Annotated in this window: 15 protein-coding genes; 13 read left to right on the top strand and 2 right to left on the bottom strand. The window is 45.0% G+C overall.

Annotation, left to right across the window (positions count from 1 at the left end; translation table 11 throughout):
- Positions 1-201: 201 nt before the first annotated feature.
- From sdhC to sucD, 8 genes are all read left to right on the top strand, one after another.
- Positions 202-594 carry a succinate dehydrogenase cytochrome b556 subunit gene (gene sdhC, locus BSZ04_RS19425; RefSeq protein ID WP_005426687.1) on the top strand — a complete coding sequence of 131 codons (393 nt, stop codon included), beginning with the start codon at positions 202-204 and terminating at the stop codon, positions 592-594.
- A complete protein-coding gene (gene sdhD / locus BSZ04_RS19420; protein ID WP_010446829.1) occupies positions 588-932 on the top strand; it encodes a succinate dehydrogenase, hydrophobic membrane anchor protein in 345 nt (114 codons plus the stop codon). The genes sdhC and sdhD overlap by 7 nt, the downstream gene beginning before the upstream one ends.
- Positions 933-2699 carry a succinate dehydrogenase flavoprotein subunit gene (gene sdhA / locus BSZ04_RS19415; RefSeq protein ID WP_088881184.1) on the top strand — a complete coding sequence of 589 codons (1767 nt, stop codon included), beginning with the start codon at positions 933-935 and terminating at the stop codon, positions 2697-2699.
- 18 nt (positions 2700-2717) lie between these two features.
- Positions 2718-3428 carry a succinate dehydrogenase iron-sulfur subunit gene (locus tag BSZ04_RS19410; RefSeq protein WP_038885285.1) on the top strand — a complete coding sequence of 237 codons (711 nt, stop codon included), beginning with the start codon at positions 2718-2720 and terminating at the stop codon, positions 3426-3428.
- Between the two features lie 92 nt (positions 3429-3520).
- Positions 3521-6346: a 2-oxoglutarate dehydrogenase E1 component gene (gene sucA / locus BSZ04_RS19405; RefSeq protein ID WP_010446836.1), complete on the top strand. Its 2826-nt coding sequence runs from the start codon at positions 3521-3523 to the stop codon at positions 6344-6346.
- A gap of 28 nt (positions 6347-6374) precedes the next feature.
- Positions 6375-7583, top strand: coding sequence for a 2-oxoglutarate dehydrogenase complex dihydrolipoyllysine-residue succinyltransferase (gene odhB / locus BSZ04_RS19400; protein WP_010446837.1), 1209 nt, complete (start codon positions 6375-6377; stop codon positions 7581-7583).
- 202 nt (positions 7584-7785) lie between these two features.
- Entirely contained in the window at positions 7786-8952 is a 1167-nt protein-coding gene (gene sucC, locus BSZ04_RS19395) for an ADP-forming succinate--CoA ligase subunit beta (protein WP_005426700.1), read from the top strand.
- On the top strand, positions 8952-9824 hold the full coding sequence (sucD, locus tag BSZ04_RS19390; RefSeq protein ID WP_005436989.1) for a succinate--CoA ligase subunit alpha: 873 nt from the start codon (positions 8952-8954) through the stop codon (positions 9822-9824). The genes sucC and sucD overlap by 1 nt, the downstream gene beginning before the upstream one ends.
- A gap of 112 nt (positions 9825-9936) precedes the next feature.
- Here the strand turns inward: sucD and znuB are convergent, their stop codons facing one another.
- Together znuB and znuC are read right to left on the bottom strand one after the other, a co-directional pair.
- Positions 9937-10722, bottom strand: coding sequence for a zinc ABC transporter permease subunit ZnuB (gene znuB / locus BSZ04_RS19385; protein ID WP_010446842.1), 786 nt, complete (start codon positions 10720-10722; stop codon positions 9937-9939).
- Entirely contained in the window at positions 10715-11503 is a 789-nt protein-coding gene (gene znuC / locus BSZ04_RS19380; protein WP_088881183.1) for a zinc ABC transporter ATP-binding protein ZnuC, read from the bottom strand. Before znuC ends, znuB begins: the two co-directional genes overlap by 8 nt.
- Positions 11504-11581: 78 nt before the next feature.
- On the opposite strand from znuC, the gene znuA reads away from it, so the two are divergent.
- The 5 genes from znuA to BSZ04_RS19355 all read left to right on the top strand — a co-directional run bounded on the left by znuA (position 11582) and on the right by BSZ04_RS19355 (position 19630).
- Complete coding sequence (znuA, locus tag BSZ04_RS19375; RefSeq protein ID WP_088881182.1) at positions 11582-12463, top strand: zinc ABC transporter substrate-binding protein ZnuA; 882 nt, start codon at positions 11582-11584, stop codon at positions 12461-12463.
- 208 nt (positions 12464-12671) lie between these two features.
- Positions 12672-16067 carry an AraC family transcriptional regulator gene (locus BSZ04_RS19370; protein WP_088881181.1) on the top strand — a complete coding sequence of 1132 codons (3396 nt, stop codon included), beginning with the start codon at positions 12672-12674 and terminating at the stop codon, positions 16065-16067.
- A gap of 832 nt (positions 16068-16899) precedes the next feature.
- Complete coding sequence (locus BSZ04_RS19365; RefSeq protein ID WP_010446851.1) at positions 16900-17127, top strand: FeoA family protein; 228 nt, start codon at positions 16900-16902, stop codon at positions 17125-17127.
- Entirely contained in the window at positions 17127-19403 is a 2277-nt protein-coding gene (gene feoB / locus BSZ04_RS19360; protein WP_088881180.1) for a Fe(2+) transporter permease subunit FeoB, read from the top strand. Before BSZ04_RS19365 ends, feoB begins: the two co-directional genes overlap by 1 nt.
- Positions 19400-19630 carry a FeoC-like transcriptional regulator gene (locus tag BSZ04_RS19355; RefSeq protein WP_010446855.1) on the top strand — a complete coding sequence of 77 codons (231 nt, stop codon included), beginning with the start codon at positions 19400-19402 and terminating at the stop codon, positions 19628-19630. The genes feoB and BSZ04_RS19355 overlap by 4 nt, the downstream gene beginning before the upstream one ends.
- Positions 19631-19671 lie beyond the last annotated feature (41 nt).

The following is a 19671-nucleotide window of genomic DNA, read 5'->3' as shown; positions in this document are numbered from 1 at the left end:
ATATTGGCACAGAAAATTTTAGTTAAATCCTTATAAATTCGGGGCTGGAAACAAAAGTGAGGTTTGTTTTTGGACTCCGGTTGTTAACAAAGTGTTTACAATTATCTCTAGGTATATTGCGAGTATTTGTTAATCAAATGTTAACTTTTGCACATTTGGAAGCTGAAATTAGTTATAACAATAAATGCTCAATGGAGCTGAGTGAGCAAGCCCGTGAAAGAAAGAAAGTCAAGACCTGTTAATTTAGATTTACAGACCATCCGCTTTCCCATCACAGCAATCGCGTCAATCCTACACCGTGTGTCGGGAGTGATTACGTTTGTTGCGGTGGGCATATTGCTTTGGTTACTGTCCATTTCTCTGTCATCCCCTATGGGTTTTATGGAAGCCGCTGACATTGTCGATAGCTTCTTCGTGAAATTCATTCTGTGGGGCATTCTAACTGCACTTGCCTACCACATTGCTGGCGGTGTTCGTCACCTACTGATGGACCTAGGCCACTTTGAAGAACTCGAATCAGGCGCGATGAGCGCGAAGGTCGCGTTTGGTGCTACTGCAGTGTTATCACTATTGGCGGGGATCTTGGTATGGTAAAACACGTTTCTTCATTTGGTCGTAATGGTGTCCACGATTTCTTATTGATTCGTGCATCAGCGATCATTATGACTTTATACACGATTTATCTGGTTAGCTTTTGTGCCTTCACAGATATCTCTTATGCATCTTGGACCCAATTCTTTGGTGGAACATTCACTAAAGTCTTCACCATGTTGGCACTTGTTTCAGTACTGATTCACGCGTGGATCGGTTTGTGGCAAGTATTAACCGATTACATTAAGTGCGCGAAACTTCGTGGTGCACTTCAACTTGGTGTTATTGCCGTGCTATTCGGCTATGTCTTCTCTGGTCTATTTATTCTGTGGGGTGCGTAAGTGTCTATTCCAGTTCGTGAGTTTGATGCCGTAGTAATCGGCGCTGGTGGTGCAGGTATGCGCGCTGCACTACAAATTTCGGAGCAAGGTCTTTCTTGTGCTTTGCTATCTAAAGTATTCCCAACTCGTTCACACACTGTTTCTGCTCAAGGTGGTATTACGGTTGCGCTAGGTAACGCGCACGAAGACCATTGGGAACAGCACATGTACGATACGGTTAAAGGTTCTGACTATATCGGTGACCAAGACGCAATCGAGTACATGTGTAAGAACGGTCCTGAATCTGTTATCGAGCTAGAGAAAATGGGTCTTCCTTTCTCTCGTTTTGATAACGGCACTATTTACCAACGCCCGTTTGGTGGTCAGTCAAAGAACTTTGGCGGTGAGCAAGCGGCACGTACAGCGGCAGCGGCTGACCGTACTGGTCACGCACTTCTGCACACGCTTTACCAACAGAACATCAAGCACAAAACAACGGTATTCTCTGAGTGGTATGCTCTTGATATCGTTAAAAATGAAGATGGTGTTGTTCTAGGCTGTACTGCGCTATGCATGGAAACGGGTGAAGTGTGCTACTTCAAATCGAAAGCAACTATCTTAGCAACTGGTGGTGCAGGCCGTATTTACGCATCAACAACTAACGCGCACATCAATACTGGTGATGGTGTTGGTATGGCACTTCGTGCGGGTGTTCCGATGCAAGATATGGAAATGTGGCAGTTCCACCCAACGGGTATCGCTGGCGCAGGTGTGCTTGTAACCGAAGGTTGTCGTGGCGAGGGTGGTTACCTTCTTAATAAAGACGGCGAGCGCTTCATGGAACGTTACGCACCAAACGCGAAAGACCTTGCTGGTCGTGACGTGGTTGCACGTTCAATGATGATTGAAATCCGTGAAGGCCGTGGCTGTGATGGCCCTTGGGGTCCACACATTAAACTGAAACTTGATCACCTAGGTAAAGAGACTCTGGAGTCTCGTTTACCAGGTGTTTGTGAGCTGTCTCGTACGTTTGCTCACGTTGATCCGGTCAAAGAGCCAATCCCTGTAATTCCTACTTGTCACTATATGATGGGTGGTATTCCTACTCAGGTATCAGGTCAAGCGATTCGCCAGGACGAGAATGGCGGTGACGTTGAAGTTCAAGGTCTATTTGCTTGTGGTGAGATTGCTTCTGTATCGGTACACGGTGCAAACCGCCTAGGTGGTAACTCACTGCTTGACTTGGTGGTATTTGGTCGTGCGACGGGCCTTCATCTGGGTGAAACACTGCTTAAACAAGCTGACGCGAAACCTGTTACAGAAGCTGATATTGAACGTTCACTAGAGCGTTACAACCGTTGGGAAAATAGTACTGACGGTGAAGACCCAGCGCAAATTCGTAAAGACCTACAACAGTGTATGCAAAACAACTTCTCGGTATTCCGTGAAGGTGATGCAATGGCAAAAGGTCTAGTAGAGCTGAAAGCTATCCGTGAACGTCTGAAAAACGCTCACCTTGCTGATAAGTCGACTGAGTTCAACACACAACGTATTGAGTGTCTTGAACTAGAAAACTTGATGGAAACTGCTTATGCGACGGCGGTTGCGGCTAACTACCGCACAGAAAGCCGTGGTGCGCATGCTCGTTTTGACTTCCCAGACCGTGATGATGAGCAGTGGCTATGCCACTCTATCTACAACCCAGAAACGGAAGCAATGACGAAACGTGGTGTAAACATGGAGCCTATCCATCGTGAAGCATTTCCACCAAAAGCACGTACGTACTAAGGAAAGGAGGGTAATATTATGAAACTGAATTTCTCTTTGTACCGCTACAATCCTGATGTCGACCAAAAGCCGTACATGAAAGACTACACGCTTGAAGTGGAAGAAGGATCAGACATGATGCTTCTGGATGCCTTGATTCTATTAAAAGAGCAAGATCCTAGCATTGCGTTTCGTCGTTCATGCCGTGAAGGTGTATGTGGCTCTGATGGCCTAAACATGAACGGTAAGAATGGCCTTGCGTGTATTACGCCACTTTCAGCGCTTCAAGGCGACCAGATTGTCATCCGTCCATTACCTGGTCTACCAGTAGTACGCGATCTTATCGTTGACATGACACAGTTCTACGATAACTATGCGAAAGTTAAGCCTTTCTTGATTGATGATGGTGCTCTACCACCATCTCGTGAAAACTTACAGTCGCCAGATGAGCGTGCCCATTTAGATGGATTGTACGAATGTATCATGTGTGCATGTTGTACAACGTCTTGTCCATCATTCTGGTGGAACCCAGATAAATTTATCGGCCCTGCTGGTCTTTTGGCGGCTTATCGCTGGCTAATTGATAGCCGAGATACAGCAACTGATGAACGTTTGTCCGATCTTGATGATGCATTTAGCGTTTTTCGTTGCCATGGCATCATGAATTGTGTAAGTGTTTGTCCTAAGGGGCTAAATCCTACGAAAGCCATCGGTCACATCAAGTCGATGCTAGTGAATCGTTCGATTTAATTAACAACAAAAATTGCCGCTCCACTTGGAGCGGCTCTTAATAGCTCGGCGCAGACCGAAGCAAACGTGAAAACTACTGGTTAAGGGAAAATATGCACAACGGCGTGATGAAGGCATGGCTCGAGTCTTCACACTTGGCTGGCGCCAATGCAACGTATGTAGAAGACCTCTACGAACTGTATCTAAGTGACCCCGATCTGGTAAGTGAGGAGTGGAAACGTGTATTCGATGAGTTGCCTAAGAACTCAGAAGAAGTGGCTGATCAGCCGCACTCGCGTGTCCGCGACTACTTCCGACGACTCGCTCAAGAAACAAAGCATTACAGTGTCCAGGTTAGTGATCCAGATGTCGACGCTAAGCAAGTAAAAGTTCTCCAGCTTATCAACGCATACCGCTTCCGCGGTCATGAAGCTGCTGAACTTGATCCTCTAGGTTTATGGCAACGCCCACCTGTGGCGGAGCTAGACCCTGCATTCCACAATCTCACCGAAGATGACTTCGCAGAAACTTTCAACGTAGGTTCTTTTGCCATTGGCCAAGAAACGATGCAGTTGAAAGACATCTACTCAGCACTGAAGAAAACCTACTGTGGTTCTATCGGTGCAGAATACATGCACATGACAGACACAGAGCAAAAGCGTTGGATCCAACAGCGTCTTGAATCTGTCGTTGGTCAGCCATCTTTCGATAAAGACGAAAAACGTACATTCCTTGAGGAGCTAACGGCTGCTGAAGGGCTTGAGCGTTACTTGGGTGCGAAGTTCCCAGGTGCGAAGCGTTTCTCTCTAGAAGGTGGTGATGCACTGATTCCGATGACAAAAGAGCTGATCCGTCATGCTGGTACAAGTGGCATGCGTGAAGTGGTTATCGGTATGGCTCACCGTGGACGTTTGAACATGCTTGTTAACGTTCTTGGTAAGAAGCCACAAGATTTGTTTGATGAGTTTGCGGGTAAGCATGATGAAACATGGGGTACGGGTGATGTTAAGTACCACCAAGGTTTCTCTGCAGACTTTGCAACGCCGGGTGGTGATGTTCACCTTGCGCTAGCCTTCAACCCGTCTCACCTTGAGATTGTAAACCCAGTAGTTATTGGTTCGGTTCGTGCTCGTCAAGATCGCTTAGGTGACTTTGATGGAAGCCGCGTACTGCCTATTACTATCCACGGTGACTCTGCAATCGCAGGTCAGGGTGTGGTAGCAGAGACGTTCAACATGTCTCTTGCACGTGGTTTCTGCGTTGGCGGTACGGTCCGTATTGTTGTTAACAACCAAGTTGGCTTCACCACGTCGAACCCTCGTGATACACGTTCGACTATGTACTGTACTGATATCGCGAAGATGGTTCAGGCACCAATTTTCCACGTTAATGCAGACGATCCAGAAGCGGTTGCTTTCGTAACACGCATTGCACTGGATTACCGTAACGAGTTCAAACGTGATGTTGTGATTGATTTGGTTTGTTACCGTCGTCACGGTCACAATGAAGCGGACGAGCCGAATGCGACTCAGCCGTTGATGTACCAAAAAATCAAAAAACATCCAACGCCTCGTAAGCTGTACGCTGATGTTCTGATCGACAAAAACGAATCAGATATTGAGGTGGCGACCCAGCTAGTTAATGAGTACCGTGACGCACTTGATAAAGGTGAGGTTGTGGTAAAAGAGTGGCGTCCAATGGCACTTCATTCAGTAGACTGGTCACCATACCTTGGTCACGACTGGGATGTAGAGTGGGACAACAAGTTTGATGCGACTCGCTTGAAAGAGCTAGGTCAACGTCTGATTCAATACCCTGATAGCCATAAGCTGCAAAGCCGTGTAAACAAGCTTTACAATGATCGTTCTGCAATGATCAGCGGTGAAAAGGCGATTGACTGGGGTATGGCTGAAACACTGGCATACGCAACGCTGGTTGATGATGGCAAGCGTATTCGTATCTCAGGCCAGGACTCTGGACGTGGTACTTTCTTCCACCGTCACTCAGTTCTACATAACCAGAACGATGCAAGCACCTATATCCCGCTGGCGAATATTCATGACAAACAAGGTCCATTCCAAGTCTTTGACTCAGTGTTGTCAGAAGAAGCGGTATTGGCGTTTGAATATGGTTACGCTACAGCAGAGCCAAGCGGCTTGACCATTTGGGAAGCACAGTTCGGTGACTTCGCAAACGGTGCACAAGTAGTGATTGACCAGTTCATCTCGTCAGGTGAGCAAAAGTGGGCTCGTCTGTGTGGCCTAACTATGCTGTTGCCACACGGTTATGAAGGTCAAGGTCCAGAGCACTCATCAGCGCGTCTAGAGCGTTACCTACAATTATGTGCTGAACAAAACATGCAGGTTGTAGTGCCATCTACACCAGCACAGGTTTACCACATGATCCGTCGTCAGGTGGTGCGTCCTATGCGTCGCCCACTGATTGTTATGTCACCTAAGTCGCTACTGCGTCATCCACTTTGTACTTCAACGTTGGAAGAGTTGTCTGATGGCACATTCCAACCAGCAATTCCAGAAACTGATAATCTGGAGCCAAGCAAAGTGAAACGTGTTGTGTTCTGTTCGGGTAAGGTTTACTTCGACCTGCTAGAACAGCGTCGCAACAACGAACAAGATGATGTGGCTATTGTGCGTATCGAGCAGCTTTATCCATTCCCGATGGATGAGGTTCAAGCCGCTATTGCGCAATACACGAATGTTGAAGATTTCGTATGGTGTCAGGAAGAGCCTCAAAACCAGGGTGCTTGGTACTGTAGCCAACACAACTTCCGTGCTGCTATCCCAGCAGGCGCAGATCTTAAATACGCAGGTCGCCCAGCTTCTGCTTCGCCAGCAGTAGGCTACATGTCGGTGCACTTGAAACAACAAAAAGCGTTGGTTGAAGACGCTCTGAACGTGAACTCAAAAACTTCGAATTAAGAACTAGAAGTTAAAGGAAGAAACAGATATGACAATTGAAATTCTGGTTCCAGATTTACCTGAATCAGTTGCTGACGCAACCGTAGCGACATGGCACAAACAACCAGGCGACGCAGTAGAGCGTGATGAAGTTCTGGTTGACATCGAAACCGATAAAGTTGTGCTTGAAGTACCTGCTCCGGAAGCGGGCGTATTAGAAGCCATTATTGAAGAAGAAGGTGCGACAGTACTTTCTAAGCAGTTGATCGCCAAGCTTAAGCCAGGTGCAGTAGCAGGCGAACCAACAACAGATTCAACAGAAGACAAAGAAGCGTCTCCTGATAAGCGTCATAAAGCAACGCTAACAGAAGAGAGCAACGATGCGCTAAGCCCAGCAGTTCGTCGTCTTCTTGCTGAACACGGCCTAGAAGCTAGTCAAGTGAAAGGCTCTGGTGTTGGCGGCCGTATTACTCGCGAAGACATTGAAGCACACCTTGCAAACGCAAAAGCGGCACCGAAAGCAGAAGCTCCAGCAGCCGTTGAAGCGCCTGCAGCAGCTCGTAGCCAAAAACGTGTACCAATGACGCGTCTGCGCAAGACAGTAGCAAACCGTCTTCTAGAAGCGAAGAACAACACGGCAATGCTAACCACGTTTAACGAAGTGAACATGAAGCCAATCATGGACCTTCGTAAGCAATACAAAGACCAGTTCGAAGAGCGTCACGGCACTCGTCTTGGCTTCATGTCTTTCTACGTGAAAGCAGTAACTGAAGCACTAAAACGTTACCCAGAAGTGAATGCATCTATCGATGGTGATGATATCGTTTACCACAACTACTTCGACATCAGCATGGCGGTTTCTACGCCACGTGGTCTAGTGACTCCAGTTCTAAAAGACTGTGACACACTAGGTTTTGCTGATATCGAGAAAGGCATCAAAGAGCTAGCAATCAAAGGCCGTGACGGCAAGCTAACGGTTGATGAGTTGATGGGCGGTAACTTCACTATCACCAATGGCGGTGTATTTGGTTCATTGATGTCTACGCCAATCATCAACCCACCACAATCGGCAATCTTGGGCATGCACAAAATCCAAGAGCGTCCAATGGCGGTTGACGGCAAAGTAGAAATCTTGCCAATGATGTATCTAGCACTATCTTACGATCACCGTTTGATTGATGGTCGTGAATCTGTGGGTTTCCTAGTAACCATTAAAGAGCTACTAGAAGATCCAGCACGTCTGTTATTAGACGTTTAATATCGCTAAAACGTCGAGTTGTCCTTGATAGCTCGACGTCCACGATATCCAAGGCTAGACTGGCTCAGCGTCTGGCCTTCACTTGAACTGCGCCCGATAAATACATAAGCAGTTGATTTGAGAAGACCCTACAGACGCACCGCATGAAGTGGTGTTATGGAAATAATAAATCCCTTGAGGGATAAACAAACGGAATATCAAAATGAATTTGCATGAATACCAAGCCAAACAGCTGTTTGCAGAATTCGGTTTGCCTGTACCGGAAGGCTACGCATGTGATACGCCACAAGAAGCTTTCGAAGCAGCAGGTCGCATCACTACTGAAAAGAAAGTTGTAAAATGTCAGGTTCACGCTGGTGGCCGCGGTAAAGCGGGCGGTGTTGAGCTACACGATACAAAAGATGGCGTAAAAGAATTCGCACAAAAATGGCTAGGTAAGAACTTGGTGACTTACCAAACAGACGCAAATGGTCAGCCTGTTACTAAAATCCTTGTAGAAGAAGCGTCTAACATCGCTAACGAACTTTACCTTGGTGCGGTTGTAGACCGTGCGACTCGTAAGATCGTTTTCATGGCTTCGACTGAAGGTGGTGTGGAAATCGAAAAAGTTGCGGAAGAAACGCCGGAGCTAATCCACAAAGCGGCAATCGATCCACTAGTGGGCCCTCAGGCTTACCAAGGTCGCGAGCTAGCATTCAAACTTGGTCTTGAAGGTGACCAAATCAAACAATTCGTTAAGATCTTCATGGGTCTTGGCACTATGTTCTCTCAGTACGACCTAGCGCTACTAGAGATCAACCCACTGGTTATTACTGGCGAAGGCAACTTGCTGTGTCTTGACGGTAAGATCAACATCGACTCAAACGCGCTATACCGTCAGCCTAAGCTTCGTGAAATGCACGATCCTTCACAAGAAGACGAGCGTGAAGCACACGCAGCTCAGTGGGAACTGAACTACGTAGCACTAGATGGCAACGTTGGCTGTATGGTTAACGGTGCGGGTCTAGCGATGGGTACAATGGACATCGTAAACCTACACGGTGGTAAGCCTGCTAACTTCCTAGATGTAGGTGGCGGCGCGACAAAAGAGCGTGTAGCAGAAGCATTCAAGATCATCCTATCTGATGACAACGTGAAAGCCGTTCTAGTAAACATCTTCGGCGGTATCGTACGTTGTGACATGATCGCAGAAGGCATCATCGGTGCAGTGAAAGAAGTTGGTGTAACTGTACCTGTTGTTGTTCGTCTAGAAGGTACTAACGCAGACCTAGGTCGCGAAGTTCTTGCTAATTCTGATGTTGATATCATTGCTGCTGAGTCGCTAACAGATGCTGCTCAGAAAGTTGTTGCTGCTGCGGAGGCTAAATAATGTCTGTACTAATTAACAAAGACACTAAAGTAATCTGTCAGGGCTTCACTGGTGGTCAAGGTACTTTCCACTCAGAGCAGGCAATTGCTTACGGTACACAAATGGTTGGTGGTGTATCTCCAGGTAAAGGTGGTCAAACTCACCTTGGCCTTCCTGTATTCAACACGGTACGTGAAGCAGTAGAAGTGACTGGCGCAACAGCAACAGTTATCTACGTTCCGGCACCATTCTGTAAAGATGCAATCCTAGAAGCGATCGACGCGGGTATCGAGCTTATCGTAACGATCACTGAAGGCATCCCAACAACAGATATGATCGACGTAAAAGTGAAGCTAGAAGAAACTGGCGTTCGCATGATCGGTCCTAACTGTCCGGGTGTTATCACGCCTGATGAGTGTAAGATCGGCATCATGCCTGGTCACATCCACAAGAAAGGTAAAGTGGGCATCGTTTCTCGCTCAGGTACACTAACGTACGAAGCGGTTAAGCAAACGACTGACGAAGGCTTTGGCCAGTCAACGTGTGTTGGTATCGGTGGCGACCCAATCCCTGGTTCAAACTTCATCGACATCCTGAAGCTTTTCCAAGAAGACCCTGAAACAGAAGCAATCGTAATGATTGGCGAAATCGGTGGTACTGCGGAAGAGGAAGCTGCGGCTTACATCAAAGAAAACGTAACGAAGCCAGTGGTTTCTTACATTGCGGGTGTTACTGCTCCTCCTGGTAAGCGTATGGGTCACGCAGGTGCTATCATCTCTGGTGGTAAAGGTACTGCAGAAGACAAATTCGCAGCACTAGAAGCGGCTGGCGTTAAGACTGTGAAATCTCTAGCTGAGATCGGCAAAGGTCTACGCGAAGTGACAGGTTGGTAATCAACCAAACCACGTTATAAGTATTAAAAAGCCTGCGATTTCGCAGGCTTTTCTTTTTCTGGTCCATCTTGATTTGCGTCTCAAGCATGGTTTTTTCTAACACTCAGTGCGATTATGCTTTGCGCCTAATCAGTTGGCTAAGCATAAACAGGGTCGTCGCGCTAATCACAACGGAAGGGCCAGCTGGAGTATCGAAATGCCAAGACAAGCTCAGACCCATCAGCACAGCGATCGAACCGATAATCGAAGCAAACAGTGCCATTTGTTCTGGCGAAGAAGAAACTTTACGCGCAGTTGCGGCTGGGATGATCAATAGCGACGTCATGATCAATGCACCAACAAATTTCATTCCGACTGCAATCACCACACCTACCATAAGCATCAGTACTAGACGCACTAAATCGGTGTTCACTCCTTCAACAGCAGCAAGCTCTTCGCTCACTGTGCTGGATAGCAATGGGCGCCAGAACAGATACAAACAAGCGCTGACTGCGACAACACCAGCATAGATGAACATCAGATCTTGAGGTGATACCGCCAATAGGTCACCAAACAAGTAGCTCATTAGATCGACACGAACGTTGTCTAAGAAACTTACCGATACTAAACCGATAGATAGAGCACTGTGCGCTAAGATGCCCAGCAAAGTATCTGTTGCGACAAGCTGTTGCTTTTGAAGTGTCACTAGCAGTACCGCTAAAGCGAGACAGCAAACAAGCAGTGCAAGGTATAGATTTATATCTAGTAGGAAGCCAAGTGCTAACCCCATCAAAGACGCATGTGCAAGCGTATCACCGAAGTAAGCCATTTTGCGCCATACCACGAATGAGCCAAGTGGGCCTGCGATGATTGCGATACCAATACCGGCCAGAATTGAAGGCAATAAAAACTCAATCATGATGATGGTGTCCGTGAGAATGGTTTGAACAAGATGTCGCGTCACCAATCACTGGTGATCCAGCCAAGTCGTGATGATGGTGTTCATGGTCGTGATGGTAAAATGCTAAAGACTCACGAGCGGCGTTACCAAATAACGCAATATAAGAAGGGTGTTGAGTAATGGTTGCTGGTGAACCTGAACAGCACACATGGTGATGTAAGCAAATTACATCATCAGTTTTTGCCATGACTAAATGCAGGTCGTGCGAAACCATAAATACACCACAATCAAAGCGATGGCGAATGCTCTCTATCAGATCATATAAGTCGATTTGACCTTGTACGTCGACACCTTGAGCCGGCTCATCCAGCACTAATAACTCTGGTCGCTGTAGGAGCGCACGGGCAAGCAGTACACGTTGATTCTCACCACCGGAAAGACGGTGCATGTTGCTTGCGATGAGGTGTTCAGCACCGACAAGCTTTAATGCATCGAGACATTCTTGTTTACTGTATTTTCCTGCTAAGTTTAAGAAGCGGATAACAGTCAGTGGTAACGAGTCATTGAGTTTCAGCTTTTGAGGTACGTAGCCAATTTTCAGTTTACGTTGTCTAATTAGCTTGCCACTAGTTGGCTTTTGGAGACCTAAAATGACTTTAACTAACGTCGATTTTCCCGCTCCATTGGGGCCAATTAGGGTAGTGATCTTGCCCTTTTCTAATTCCATAGTGATATTATCGAGAACTCTGCGTTCGTCAAATTCGACGCATAACTGCTCAAGACGGACTAGTGAAGACATGAATGAAACTCATTTGCAATTCAATAATGTTATAATGTAACATTATCTCACTTTCCACGCCATACCCCAAGAAAAACTATGAAAAGAGCCATCATTCTTGCCGTTTCTACATTATTGACAGTACCTGTTCATGCAGTAACGGTGTTAACCAGTATTAAGCCAATTCAAATGATCACCACAGAACTGACGGAAGGCGTTACATCGCCAGACGTTCTACTGCAATCAAATGCGTCACCTCATGACTATGCGCTTCGTCCATCAGATGTGAAGAAAGTAGCTTCCGCCGATCTCGTTATTTGGTTTGGCCATGACCTTGAGCCATTTCTCGAGAAGGTAGTCACAGACAAAGGAAATACGCTAACGATTAGTCAAATTCCGGGTTTGTCATTGCGAGAGTTTGGTAGTGAACATGATCACGACCATGACGGCCATAACCATGGCACTCATGACCCGCACTTCTGGTTAGGTATTGAAACTGTTCAACAGGTTGCGAAAGCTATTGCTAGCAAGTTGGCTGAAGTTGACCCTGAACATGCTGCAACTTATGCGGAAAATTTAAACAAGTTTGAAATTCAGTTGAAAGCAACTGATGCAGAAATTAAACAGCAACTCACACCAGTAAAAGACAAAGGTTATTTTGTATTTCATGATGCTTACGGATACTTCGAAGAGCGTTATGCACTGAATCAAATGGGACACTTTACCGTATCTCCTGATCGCAAACCTGGCGCAAAAACACTGATTCAAATTCGTAAGACGTTGAGCACGGGTGATGTGGCGTGTGTTTTCTCTGAACCTCAATTTACACCAGCTGTGATAGAAAGTGTCATGCGAGGCAATGATGTGAAAGCGGGAGTGCTTGACCCGTTAGGCACTGATATTGAAGTTAGCTCAGGGAGTTACTTTGTATTCTTGAAAGGAATTTCAAACAGTTTTGCTCAATGTTTGAGCGAAAAGTAACAATTGTGTTGTGCTTGTCTGCATTGAATCTGTTTTTAACGTGATCCAGCAGTAAGATTTGACAGCAATCGTGAGTCGAAACTTTTATCGCACGGGAATTGATATATTATTAGCATAATTAGCGCTTCGAAATAACGATACTTTAAGCCTGACCATGGATTGTTGAAAGGCATATGAAGCGCAATATTATGTTATTAAGGGTTTCGACTTGCTCCGTACTATCACCCAGCTATGGTTGGGTATTTTGCTTTCCTTTCCAGTACTTGCGCTTGATAGTGCCAGTGCAATCTTCTACCCATTACCGACTCAGATAAAGGGTTCGTTCATTGCTGCCCAACACCTTTTTTCTGGAGAGCAGGGCGGCTTGTGGATTCATGACGTGCATGGCCGAGTGCTTTTTTATGATGGCAGTAACCTTCAGCCCAAGTCAGGTAGTTTGCTAGATTTTTCTGTAGATCAAGTTGCTTATATTGATGGGGCGTTTTGGACTTTTTTCAATAACGAAGTCTATAGAACTAAGCCAAATCAAGAACGAAAGCTAATCTTTAGTTTGAATCCAGGCGCACAAATTAGAAAAATTGGTGCATCAGGTGACTATATCTGGGTTAGTGATGGTTCGCAGTTTTACACTTACCATGTCGCTCAAAATAAGCTTGAGGCATACTCATTGCTTCAGTTGTATCAACATAGCAACAACAGCCATGTTTACATCAATGACGCTATTTTCGTAAAAACGCGTTGGGTATTAGCAACGAACTCAGGAGCATACTTATCTGAGGGTAAGCGATTTAATCATGTTGTTTCTTCTAAAAAGCACTTCATTGAAAAAGTTTATTATTCAGCCTCAAGGCGTGAGATCGTCATTGGTTCCCTAAAAGGGGCGCTAGTGTTCAGCCTAGAAAATGCAGAACAACCTATTGTAAGAATTGGCGATTCGCATGTATTGGCAATAGCAGAAACGAATCAAGAGTATTGGATAGGTACAGAGCATGGGCTCTTCGTTCATTCGTTCTTATCCGGTGAGACCTCTAAGGTAACCGCTGCCAGTTTCCAAGAGCTCGATTTGAGTCAAAGTAAAATCTACTCATTGCTTAATGACAACATGGGCGGTATGTGGGTTGCGACAAATCGTGGTATTCGATATTACTCGATGTTTAGCAAAAAATTTGAGCGAATGACTTTCGATGGTGGGCATCGAATTGCAGATCTCAACAAAATTACGCAAACCTACACAGGGCCAAAGGATCAGCTGTGGTTATCAAGTGGTCGGAATGTGTATCTGCGCAGTAATGATAGTACCAAACTCATCATTCAAGCTCAGAATGAGATTACACAGTTTGCTATAAGAGAGAAGCAGATTTGGATTGCTACCAATGATGGCCTTCAAGTTTATGACTTATCTACACAACAATGGGTTGAGCTTCCATATCTTAGGGCATTAGCGGGAGCGCCAATAGAGCACATTATTAATACAGATGAAGGAAAAATCTGGCTTGCCCGTGGAAAAAGCCTTTTCTACATCGACCCTAGTAAGCAGTTGCTACGTAACTTAGGCGATGATTGGCTCGTTGCAAAATATCTTCCTGCGAAAATAACCCGATTATTTGCTTCTAGCTCTGAACTGATTATTGGTACCGACCATGGTTATTATCAGTATGATGGCGAAAAAATACGATTTAATCACTTTTCGGCAAGTTATGGAGAGGTACTAGATATTGTCGAATCAACCGATGGGGCATATTGGTTTGCTTCGGCGTATGGCGTATTCAAAACTCAGCTACGTAGTAATGAACAAGTATCCATGGCGTTGCGGATTGATAATGCTCGTCCGGCCTGTATGTTAGCTGACTCTGAAGGTGTCTGGCTTTCATCATCCGTAGGTTTAAGTTATTACCGATTATCTGGTGAATTAGTCAAACACTACTCTTCAGCTTCTGGGTTGATCAACAATGAATTTACCTCAGGGGTTTGTAATCAGATTTCTCATCCTGAGAGTAACCATAAAACATTAGTGTTTGGCTCAAAATATGGTTTGGTTAAGGCTGACTCCACAACCCTGCTTGTGTCTAAATCTCCTGAATCCAAAGTGATTATTAGCCGGGTGTCCTCGGAAAGTGGTGTGATTCAAGTTGGCGGTGGAGAGCTTAATGACACTTATATTCCGTATGGGTCTTCGGTGAGCTTTTTATTCGGTGTGATGCCAAAACCGAATACCCAAGTACTTCACTTTAGACTCAATACCTATGATGAGTGGCAAGTGCTAGAAGGCGGACAATTGAACTTAGAGCATCTGAGTTCTGGTCACTACACACTTCAAGTTAGCAGCGGTGAGCAAGTTATACGCGGTCAGGTGGGGGCTGAGTTTCAATTTACGGTATTAGAACCTTGGTATCGTACGTCATTTGCTATTTTTAGTTTTGTAATGACGCTGCTGTTCGTGTTTGGCGCTGTAGGTTACTGGCGGTCACGTTATGTCCTTCAACATAATAAAGAGTTGGCGGCGCAGGTAACATTAAAAACTAACCAGCTTCGTCATCAAAGTCGGGTATTACTCTCTAGTAATCAGCAACTACGTAAGCAAATTCAAGTGAGAAACCTGCTTGTTGATCATGTTGCAAGTTCTATAAAAACAAGTATCGACGTCTTTGCTAAGTTTGTTCCTGATGATTGCGATGAATCGACGCAAGATCATTTGAAGAAAGCATATTGGCAGCTTAATGAATTAAAAGTAGTACCGGTAGAGAACACTGGGAATGCTCAGAGTTACGATTTGAATCAAATTACCAGTTCAGTGATTGACGTGTGGCGGGAAGACTTTAAAAAAGCAGGCTTAGAGCTAGAATTTCAGGATGTTGAAAGCCACAGCAGAGTTGTATTGGAAAGCTTTAATCTTGATGTGATCTTTAATACAGTTTTCGCCAATATTATTAAACGTTCCTATCGAGGTCAGTCCGTTAGGGTTTCAATCGGGGAAGACGAGCAGCATATCACTTTAACCATGTTGGATTTTGGTAATCAACTCCCTTCTAAACTGACGTTTGGTAAGCCAATATCAATGAACCAAGTGGATCTGAGTATTGAGCAGTTATCAACGTTGGTTGAAGCTAGCGGAGGGAAGTTATCGATTATAAGCTCTGATACGCAGAATAAGTTCGACATTACGTGGCCGAAAGTTCATTTCACGGATGAACAACTCGAGCATGTAATGATGAATAGCTTCGATGACGTGTTAGAGCCGACTAGGCAAGAGCCCGTTAAGATGTCACCAGAACAAGAGTGGCTCAACAAAGTTTATCAGTTAGTGAGTGACAATTTCTCCGACGCTGAGTTTGGTACTGCCTCTGCTGCAAAATTGTTGTTTATGTCAGAAAGAAGCTTACAACGACGTTTTAAATCAGCGTCATCTCGTACTTTTAAAGATTATCTTACCGAAGTTCGCTTAGAAACAGCATGCGAGCAGCTCTTAGCTGGCGAGAAAATTAGCGAGGTCGCGTTTAATTGTGGCTTTAATGACCCTTCTTATTTTAGTCAGAAGTTTAGACTGCATTTTGGACTGCCACCGTCCAAGTTCGCAACGACTCAAGAGAGCCAAACAAGCCTATAGCTCTTAATTCGATATGACTTAGCCCAGCCTTAGTGCTGGGCTTTTTTACGCTTGTCGTGCGAGCTGCTGATAGAACAAAGCAAACTAAATGTTGGTTTGTTGGATATCCGCTTTAATTTCTACGAGATAAGAGATAAGAGATAAGAGATAAGAGATAAGAGATAAGAGATAAGAGATAAGAGATAAGAGATACGAGATGTCGCCTAAAAACTAGACCCAGGGCTTTAGTTAACTAGTTCAAAATCAATGGGGTGGTATGTAAGAGCGATAGGTAATAAGGGTAACAACGACTATTGACTAGTAGTAGAGATTTAAGAGGTTAGTGGAGGTTACTTAAGAAACAATAAAGAAAGAGAAGAAAAAAAATATCGTGGTATAGCCGGGGGGACTATACCACGGGTGTCAATGACACCTTCGCTTGCTGCCGGAGTGACATGTTGCCATGCCACCTCTGGAATTCTTTTGAGTGGCTGTTGCCTCTCGATGGGTTAACTATACGAGACCTTACTTATTTTTCTTATAAAAATAACGACACCTTTATGTGAGAAATGCGACAAGTTGACTTTTGCTTTGTAAGTAACTGATAAATAAAGTTTAATTAATTTTGGGGTTTCTTTTGTTATCGATTTGTTATTGTTTTCTCTGGGCTCATTTATTGATTTTGACGAAAATGACGGAGTTTTAATTAACGAACTTGACGACGAATAAACAGGGTAGATTCGTGAAATCTTTGATTTCACACAATGAATAGGAGGGTATTGGGGAGTAGAATTGCCCCATTGAATACTCTTAATAATAATATTTATCATTAGCAATACTCTTAAGGGCCATTATGAAGCTATCAGAGATCAAACCCGGAGAAACGGTAACTATTCGATTACTTGAAGGTCTATCCTCAGATGTTCGAAAAAAGCTCATGGTAATGGGGCTACTTCCTAACACTCTAGTAAAAGTAATTCGACGCGCACCTATGGGCGACCCTCTGCAAGTTGAAGTTCGTGGTGTTTCTGTTGCATTGCGAGAAGCGATTGCGCAAAACATTGAAGTGGAGCGAGCATAATGCAATATCAAATTCTTACTGTAGGTAACCCAAACAGCGGTAAAACAACACTTTTTAATGGCCTGACAGGTGCTAAACAGCAGGTTGGTAACTGGGCTGGTGTAACTGTTGAGAAGAAAACAGGTCAGTTTAAACATGCAGGTGATGATTTTGCACTGACTGACCTGCCTGGTATTTACTCACTTGATAGTGGTAACGACAGCAACAGCATTGATGAGTCGATCGCATCCCGTGCGGTTTTGACTCACCCAGCAGATTTGATCATCAACGTAGTAGATGCAACCAGTCTTGAACGTAGCCTATATATGACACTTCAACTACGTGAACTTGGCCGTCCAATGATTGTTGTGTTGAACAAGATGGATGCGCTTAAGCGTGAACGCCAAATCATCAATGTAGCTGAACTGGAAAAGACACTGGGTTGCCCAGTAGTAAGTCTATCTGCGACAAACAAAGCACAAGTTGCCGAGTTTAAAGAGAAGCTACACAAATCTGTGGTTCAAGGTGTTGCACTAAAAGAAATGTCTTTGAACTACGGCGAGCAAATGGAAGCGGCGATCAATAACGTTTCGGCTCTTTTTAATGATCAAACCGTTTCTAACCGTGCTCTAGCGATTCGTGCACTAGAAAAAGATGCACTTGTTCTTAACAGTATGTCGGATGCTGACCGCAATAGCGTTGAAAACACTATTACTGAGCTTGAACTGGATGTTGACCTGCACGTTGCCGACACTAAATACACGCACCTTCACGAAGAGTGTAAGAAAGTACGCCGTAGCGAAGGTAAGCTAAGTCGTAGTGTGACTGAAAAGCTCGACCAGTTCATCCTCAACAAGTGGGTGGGCATTCCATTCTTCTTCGTTGTGATGTACCTAATGTTCATGTTCTCTATCAACATTGGTAGTGCGTTCATCGACTTCTTCGATATCGGTGTTGGTGCGTTGCTAGTTGATGGCGGTCACCACTTATTGGATGGTCATTTGCCAGTTTGGCTGGTAACTGTTCTTGCTGATGGTATCGGTGGTGGTATCCAAACAGTCGCGACTTTCATTCCAGTTATCGCGTGTTTGTACCTTTTCCTAGCTGTGCTTGAAAGCTCAGGCTACATGGCTCGTGCAGCATTCGTACTAGATAAAGTGATGCAGAAGATCGGCCTACCGGGTAAAGCATTTGTACCGCTTGTTCTTGGTTTTGGCTGTAACGTACCATCAATCATGGCAACTCGTACTTTAGACCAAGAGCGTGAACGTAAACTGGCTGCATCAATGGCTCCATTTATGTCATGTGGTGCTCGTCTGCCTGTATACGCGCTATTTGCCGCTGCATTCTTCCCTGGCTCCGGTCAGAACATTGTCTTTGCACTTTACCTACTTGGTATTGTGGCTGCGATTTTCACTGGTCTTTTCCTTAAGCACACGCTTTACCCAGGTAGCAGTGACACGTTGGTTATGGAAATGCCAGATTACGAGCTTCCAACATTACAAAACGTTGTGATCAAAACGTGGCAAAAACTGAAGCGCTTTGTATTGGGTGCGGGCAAAACCATCGTAATCGTTGTGGCAATCCTAAGTTTCTTTAACTCACTAGGTACAGATGGCAGCTTTGGTAACGAAGACAGTGAAAATTCTGTACTTTCTAAAGCAGCACAAGTCGTGACGCCAGTGTTTGCACCAATCGGCGTTCAAGAAGACAACTGGCCGGCAACTGTTGGTATTATTACGGGGATCTTCGCTAAAGAAGCTGTGGTAGGTACGCTTAACAGCCTATACACCACACCAAGTGATGGCGAAGAAGCGGAATTTGACCTAATGGGCAGCCTAGAAGAAGCGGTAATGAGTATCCCTGATAACCTTGCTGGTTTGAGCTACTCAGATCCACTGGGCATTGAAGTCGGTGACCTTACTGATTCAAGTGCAGTAGCAGAAGAGCAAGAAGTAGATGCATCTATCTTTGGTAACATCAAAGCTCAATTTGCTTCTGGTAACGCAGCGTTTGCTTACCTAATCTTTATTCTTCTTTACACACCATGTGTAGCAGCGATGGGTGCATATGTACGTGAGTTCGGCCATAACTTTGCGCGTTTTATTGCGGTGTGGACAATGGGCTTGGCATATCTATGTGCGACGTTCTACAACCAGTTGACACACTTTGCAGATAGCCCTATTACTAGTGGTATTTGGATGGCAGTGATTGTGGCAATCTTCTTTGGCACATACCGCGTGTTCAAGCGAGTAGGTAAGAAGCACCAAGGTGCACTAGAGGTGCAAGTAGCATGATTTTAAAAGAGCTTTATCAATACATTGCAGACAAAGGAACCGTCTCCCAGTCAGATCTGGCTAAGCAGTTTGGGATGAGTGAAGACGGAGCCGACGCGATGTTAAGCGTGTGGATCAAGAAGGGTAAAGTTAACCGCTTAGTCGACACCAATAAAGCTCATGACGTGACTCGAGTGCGCTACTCTGTAACTAAGCAAGATGGGTTATCTTTAACAGTAACCATGTAGCAGTAAGAAGTCTCACGTAAAACCGACAAAGCCGCATCAGT

The sequence above is a fragment of the Vibrio rotiferianus genome, assembly GCF_002214395.1.
GTDB classification, from domain to species: Bacteria; Pseudomonadota; Gammaproteobacteria; order Enterobacterales; family Vibrionaceae; genus Vibrio; species Vibrio rotiferianus.
The sequence above is the reverse complement of the archived record's forward strand: the minus strand, read 5'-3'. Positions and strand labels throughout refer to the sequence as shown.

What these genes read in the sequence shown, in the direction of transcription:
- sucC (WP_005426700.1), top strand. Translation starts at nt 7,786, where the DNA reads ATGAATTTGCATGAATACCAAGCCAAACAGCTGTTTGCAGAATTCGGT.
- znuB (WP_010446842.1), bottom strand. Translation starts at nt 10,722, where the DNA reads ATGATTGAGTTTTTATTGCCTTCAATTCTGGCCGGTATTGGTATCGCA.
- znuA (WP_088881182.1), top strand. Translation starts at nt 11,582, where the DNA reads ATGAAAAGAGCCATCATTCTTGCCGTTTCTACATTATTGACAGTACCT.
- sucA (WP_010446836.1), top strand. Translation starts at nt 3,521, where the DNA reads ATGCACAACGGCGTGATGAAGGCATGGCTCGAGTCTTCACACTTGGCT.
- odhB (WP_010446837.1), top strand. Translation starts at nt 6,375, where the DNA reads ATGACAATTGAAATTCTGGTTCCAGATTTACCTGAATCAGTTGCTGAC.
- znuC (WP_088881183.1), bottom strand. Translation starts at nt 11,503, where the DNA reads ATGTCTTCACTAGTCCGTCTTGAGCAGTTATGCGTCGAATTTGACGAA.
- sdhD (WP_010446829.1), top strand. Translation starts at nt 588, where the DNA reads ATGGTAAAACACGTTTCTTCATTTGGTCGTAATGGTGTCCACGATTTC.
- BSZ04_RS19365 (WP_010446851.1), top strand. Translation starts at nt 16,900, where the DNA reads ATGAAGCTATCAGAGATCAAACCCGGAGAAACGGTAACTATTCGATTA.
- BSZ04_RS19355 (WP_010446855.1), top strand. Translation starts at nt 19,400, where the DNA reads ATGATTTTAAAAGAGCTTTATCAATACATTGCAGACAAAGGAACCGTC.
- sucD (WP_005436989.1), top strand. Translation starts at nt 8,952, where the DNA reads ATGTCTGTACTAATTAACAAAGACACTAAAGTAATCTGTCAGGGCTTC.
- feoB (WP_088881180.1), top strand. Translation starts at nt 17,127, where the DNA reads ATGCAATATCAAATTCTTACTGTAGGTAACCCAAACAGCGGTAAAACA.
- BSZ04_RS19410 (WP_038885285.1), top strand. Translation starts at nt 2,718, where the DNA reads ATGAAACTGAATTTCTCTTTGTACCGCTACAATCCTGATGTCGACCAA.